Source organism: Nostoc sp. 106C (assembly GCF_002154725.1).
GTDB lineage: Bacteria > Cyanobacteriota > Cyanobacteriia > Cyanobacteriales > Nostocaceae > Aulosira.
The window spans coordinates 1-5,810 of sequence record NZ_MTAW01000076.1 but is presented as its reverse complement, the minus strand read 5'-3'; the positions used below and the strand labels follow the sequence as shown (position 1 = coordinate 5,810).

General features: G+C 41.5%; 4 protein-coding genes. All 4 read left to right on the top strand.

The genetic code is table 11. The annotated features are described in order from the left end of the window. Positions 1-312: 312 nt before the first annotated feature. The 4 genes from BV375_RS07610 to BV375_RS07595 all read left to right on the top strand — a co-directional run bounded on the left by BV375_RS07610 (position 313) and on the right by BV375_RS07595 (position 5,753). Positions 313-3,312 carry a HEAT repeat domain-containing protein gene (locus BV375_RS07610; protein ID WP_086758965.1) on the top strand — a complete coding sequence of 1,000 codons (3,000 nt, stop codon included), beginning with the start codon at positions 313-315 and terminating at the stop codon, positions 3,310-3,312. A 209-nt stretch (positions 3,313-3,521) separates the two neighbouring features. Next, a complete protein-coding gene (locus BV375_RS07605) occupies positions 3,522-4,184 on the top strand; it encodes an HMA2 domain-containing protein (protein ID WP_086758963.1) in 663 nt (220 codons plus the stop codon). 167 nt (positions 4,185-4,351) lie between these two features. Continuing rightward, complete coding sequence (locus BV375_RS07600; RefSeq protein WP_086758960.1) at positions 4,352-5,338, top strand: phosphatase PAP2 family protein; 987 nt, start codon at positions 4,352-4,354, stop codon at positions 5,336-5,338. 136 nt (positions 5,339-5,474) lie between these two features. After that, a complete protein-coding gene (locus BV375_RS07595; protein WP_208099078.1) occupies positions 5,475-5,753 on the top strand; it encodes a hypothetical protein in 279 nt (92 codons plus the stop codon). Positions 5,754-5,810: the final 57 nt, after the last annotated feature.

The following is a 5,810-nucleotide window of genomic DNA, read 5'->3' as shown; positions in this document are numbered from 1 at the left end:
TTGTTTTTTGACCTGTATTTTTTCATGCTTACATTATTTGTGCAAGAGGTCTATTAACAATACGACGCGATGCATTAACAATACGTCGCCATGTATTGACAATACGATGCCATGCATTAACAATACGACCCAATGTATTAACAACGCGTCGCCATATATTAACAATACGATGCCATGCATTAACAATACGTCGCTATGTATTGACAACGCGACCCGAGGCATTAACAATGCACTAGACTGCGTTGAGACTTTTAGGGAAGTTGCTAAACTTGGATAATTAAGCGAACTTTGTCCAGTCCAAGAAATACAGCGATGGCAAGACCGAGTTATGGCCCAGAAGCAAAAAAGCGATCGCGGCGCTTATTAGAGGTGTTGTTAGCTTATGCTAATGATGCGATCGCCTGTAGGGATGAAGCAACTTTAGATGCACTGCGTCCCCAAATCCAAACTCGTTGGCTATCTGAAAATCGGCTGGTTGTCAGAACGAAAGTGCGATTTTTGCAAGCATTGACAACTTTGGCATCGGCTGAAGAGCAATTAAACGTTGAACAAATCAAAGAAGCTTTAAAGCGGTTTGCAGATTTCTTAGAAATTCTCGAAGATAATCGCCCCTCTCGCGGCGGTTCGGAAACTTGGCACTTTACCCTCAACCTATGGCATAAACGCCAAGATACAGAAGCTAATTTACAAAAATTTGATGTGGAATGGGAACGCCGCAGGCCGGAGAAGTCGAAGCAGGTGGCGGGGGAGGATGGGGCAAAGGGACAACGAGGACAAGGGGGAGAAAGTTCTTCATCTCCCTCACAACCTGATTGGCAAAAGCTTTGTTTTAATGCTTTAAAAGCGCAAAATCATCAACGGTTGACTACCAATCCTCTCACTAGCGCTGATGGTGTCAGTTTTGAACTGGATCAGGTTTATGTGCCTTTGGGATTGGTGGAACGCAAACAACGTCTGCGTCACGTTGATGATGTGACTCCTCAAGAAGGTTCACGGTTATATGAACCAGAAGATGCGGAAATTACCCAGACCTTTAATCATGATGAATTTCTTCAACAACTACTAGGAAAACAACAAAATCAGCGCATTGCCATTGTCGGAGAACCAGGAGCCGGAAAAACTACTTTGCTGCAAAAAGTTGCCGCATGGGTGTTGGATAATACTGAAGGTTTGCCTATCTGGATTTCTTTGGCAGATTTACAGGGTAAGACTTTAGAACAGTACTTAATTCAAGATTGGCTACCCGCAGCTACTCGCAAGCTACGTGTACCACCAGAAATAGAGGAAGCATTTTGCGAACAGTTTAATCAAGGACGGGTTTGGTTGCTTTTGGATGCAGTAGATGAAATGGCTGTGGAATCTAGCCAAGCTTTAAGCAAAATTGCTAGTTGTCTTAATGGTTGGGTAGGAGATGCGAGAGTAATTTTGACCAGTCGGCTGAATGTTTGGGATGCAGGTAAGAATGCCTTGCAAACTTTCATCACCTACCGCAATCTAAATTTTAGCTATGGTGAAAAATTTTCCTTGCGTTCCCAAGCTTCATGCAACCAGGTGGAACAGTTTATTCGGCGGTGGTTTCAGGATCATCCCGCCTGTGGAGAGAGTTTACAAGCAGAGTTAAACCAACCAGAACGGCGACGGCTGAAGGATGCGGTGAAAAATCCTCTGCGATTGGCTTTATTGTGTCGTACTTGGGGATTGACGCAAGGAAGATTACCCACAACTAAAGCTATGCTGTATGAGCAATTTGTTGAGGCTATATATGAGTGGAAACAGGATCGCTTTCCGACAACTTTAGCCCAAAGACAGCAGTTAAATCGAGCGTTGGGAGAATTAGCACTGTTAGCTATAGTTCAAGAAAAAACCAAGTTTCGTTTGAGACATCGCTTTGTCTGTCAGGTTTTGGGGCCTGCTGATGATGGCTTATTTCAATTGGCGCTACAGTTAGGCTGGCTCAATCAGGTAGGTATCTCAGAAACTCAAGGAGAAAAAGTTTATGCTTTTTACCATCCCACGTTTCAAGAATATTTTGCAGCACAAGCTGTTGACGATTGGCATTTTTTCTTAAACCATACATTAGATACTCCTAGTTACCGCATCTTTGCACTCCAGTGGCGAGAAGTAATTTTGCTGTGGCTAGGCCGAGATGATATCCCACAGGTGCACAAGGAAGAATTTATCCATGCATTAATTGAGTTTCCTGACGACTGTGGAGGATATTATCGCCATCAAGCTTATTTTGTAGCCGCACAAGGAATTGCCGAGTTTGCAGATTGCCAAAAAGCTGATGAAATTGTCCACCAATTAGTAGAATGGCGTTTTGGCTATTGCGAGTTGAAAGACCAAAATAAAGACCAAAAACCGTGGAGATATCCACCACCAATTGTTGAGTGTGCGCGAGTAGCATTATTAAAAACCGATCGCCCAAAAGCGATCGCCGCTTTAGAAAAATTCATCAAATCCAGCGAAAACGATTTCGACACTTGGAATGCAGCTTACAGTTTGGGCAAGGTTTTCGATCCTGGTAACAAAATTGCGATCGCCGCATTAGAACAACTCGCCAACACTCTTTGCTATGAATCAATTCGCTGGCAGGCGGCATATAGTTTGGGAAGAGTCGATCCGGGTAATAAAATTGCGATCGCTGCCTTGATTGAAATTATCGAGTCTACCAAGAATGAATCTACCCGTCGCAAAGCCGCTTATAGCTTAGGAAAAATCGATGCCAAAAATGCGATCGCAATCTCTACACTCAAGAAAATCGCTGAATCTGCAATTGATCTATCCCAAAAGCGACAAGCATTAGAGAATTTAGCTATGCTTTATGGCGAGCAATCTCACTTTGATAATAAGATAGAAAGCAATTCAAAAAATACTTCTCTCACCTCAAAATTTCACCAGAATAGAAGAAATAAGAGACAAGAACAATCTACTGCATCAACTCATTACTCTATCAAAACCAAGATTACAGAATTACTTCGAGGAATCACCTCATCAGAGGATGAAGATACTAAAAGACGAAAGGCTTACAAATTGGCACAGCTTGAGCCAGGAAATTTAGTAGCATTAACGACTTTATTGCAGCTGCTCAAGTCAACCCAAAGTGTAAAACTTCGCAAACATACAGCAGATAACTTAAAAGAAATCATGCTCAATGAACACTTTCCAGAAGTAGTTACATCTTTGAAAAATTGCTGTTTTGATAAATTCTCAGATAATAAATTAGAACTATGCCGGGACTGTTATAAACTGATTTGGCACTGTGCAGAAAATATGGATTATTTAGAGTTTTATCAGGTTTGGCATTCGTGAATATAGCAATCTTATTTGAGTTGTGAATTAACTCATCAAGGTAGGGAAGAGGGAACAAGAAGGAAGTATTTTATTTTTCATTGCCCACCCTACAAATACTATTTTGCATCAGGCGGTCTTAAAGATACTTAATGAAGCCTGACAGAAGTGGAAGCTAGATTAGAGGCACATGCCCTTTAAATACTGAAGAATAGCTCTGTTTTTTGTTTATGGTTTCTAAAAAACTGACTAATTCTGACAAACACGTTGGTGTCGATGCAGAGCGACAACAACGTAAAAATACAACTAAGAGCGTAGTTAGTAAAGCCACGCCAATCCAAAACATATCTTATAGTGTTGTCCATGCTATTCCGGGACGGATTCGTTTTCGCATTCCTCGGCTAGCCAAAGATTCTGATTATGGCAATAAACTCCAGCGATTGATAGAATCAGACGCTAGGACTACAAATGTGCGCATCAACTCTTCAGCTGCATCCATTGTGATCCATTATCAAGCAGGGGTAATTTCCGCTGAGCAAATGCGATCGCATCTAGTTAATCTGATTCAAACTGCCCCAAATATAGCTTTACCCGCCCCAGTCACAGCAAAAACAATTGCCAGAGCCATCTTTGATGCTTTGCTCAACCTGATTGATAGTACACGTAACATCAACAAAGCGCGTACAGCTATTCAGCATCGAGAGGTGAAAACAGATACTTGGGAACGAGTACTAAGAAGCGCGAAAACTTTAATCAAAGGATTAAAATCTACCATCATGTTTATCTTGCCCAACAAGCAATGGCGATCGCAAACTACTAAAAAGAAATTGGGCTTGCAGCCATTAGCACCGCCAGCTGTCGGTAGAGGTAAACATCGTCTAGCTCTGCCATAACTGAGCGCGGCATCAAGATAACGCGTAAAGTTGATTTTAGTAAGCAAAAGCAGATATTGCTTTCTCATTTGAGCAATTCACGCACTCATGGAAACTATCGCAATAGTAGCAACAGCTAACTGAATCAAAATTGTTGGACTTTATTTATTCCGATCGCAACTAGAAAAATGGGCACTTTTAATTTTGATAAACTTCCTCAGGACAATCTTTTAGTCAGAACCATACATAGCGCTGTTAAAGGTAGAGCTAGATATAAGGTGAATGGACTTTATGGTTCGGAGGCGCTCAAAAGCTACCTGGGATTTAGATTGTCAAAAGAGGAAGGAATTGCACAAGTGAGTGCTAATAGTTGGACAGGAAATGTGCTGGTGATTTTCCGTCCAGATTTCAGCCCAAATGCGATCGCTTTACTTCTTCAAGATATTGTCTTAGATTACGCAAAAGAAGTCAGAAAACTCACGTTAGAGACAGCCCATATCAGCACTGCCATAGAAAAAGCTAAAATACCTAAAACTTCAGCCCACAAGCAATTAAATCAAGTAAATAATCAATTAATTCTGGCATCAGGAGCTATTTGTACTTTTGTCTTGGGAGCAGGGCTACTTCATAGATACAGTCTGGACAGAAGTATTTTGTTAGCCATTCAAAACCTGCATACCCCATTTTTAGATCGCATCATGCTTGGTATTACTTCTCTAGGTAATCCACTGGCTTTGGTGTTGATTTGTTTGGGCGTAGAATTTTATCTACTTTATTATCGTCGCCCTCAAGCTACCAGGTTAGGTTTAGCCACAGCCAGCGCCATAGGCTTAAATTATGCGCTGAAAGTGCTTTTTGGTAGGGCACGTCCAGCACTGTGGGATTATATTATTCATGTCGGTCACCACAGTTTTCCTAGCGGTCACGCAATGGTGTCAATGGTGATTTATGGTTTCATCAGTTATATTTTAGCGGAGCAATTTCCGCGATCGCGCAAACAGATTTTAGCCTTGAGTGTTGTCTTAATTTTGGCAATAGGTTTTAGTCGGCTTTACCTGGGCGTACACTGGCCTACTGATGTGTTAGCTGGCTATGCTATAGGTTTAGCGTGGTTAATTGCCTGTATTCTCACCTTGGAAGTGAAGCCAAAATATACTTTATCAGCTGGACATTGAGAAAAAGCAAGCTCAATCGCTCTCTAACAAGTGTTGATACAGTCAGTTGAATGAAACTGTTTGATAGACTGTTTGGCACAAGAACAGCCATCTCAAGCTGAGTATAAAGTTTTGGCGATAACTTTTTTACCCCATCATGAGCAATAGCCCTACGGTCAAAACAATTCTTGTACTAGCAGCTAGTCCAGTGGATCAAGCAAGACTGCGCCTAGACTTAGAAGTACGTGAGATTCAAGAAGGATTGCAACGGTCTAAATATCGTGACCAAATTAAGTTGCAATCTCGATGGGCTGTGAGGATAAACGATCTGCGGCGAGCATTATTAGATGTAGAACCGCAAATTGTTCATTTTTGCGGTCATGGTGTGGATGAAGGACTGATTTTTGAAAAATACGTAGTGGACTGTCTAGGCTAAAGTTGTGCATTAGATTTCTAATTGATAGGGCGCTAAAGCGCAACTACAAACATTTTT

Bases quoted from the DNA above. Each gene is read 5' to 3' on its own strand.
- BV375_RS07610 (WP_086758965.1), top strand. From the start codon at position 313: ATGGCAAGACCGAGTTATGGCCCAGAAGCAAAAAAGCGATCGCGGCGC.
- BV375_RS07605 (WP_086758963.1), top strand. From the start codon at position 3,522: ATGGTTTCTAAAAAACTGACTAATTCTGACAAACACGTTGGTGTCGAT.
- BV375_RS07600 (WP_086758960.1), top strand. From the start codon at position 4,352: ATGGGCACTTTTAATTTTGATAAACTTCCTCAGGACAATCTTTTAGTC.
- BV375_RS07595 (WP_208099078.1), top strand. From the start codon at position 5,475: ATGAGCAATAGCCCTACGGTCAAAACAATTCTTGTACTAGCAGCTAGT.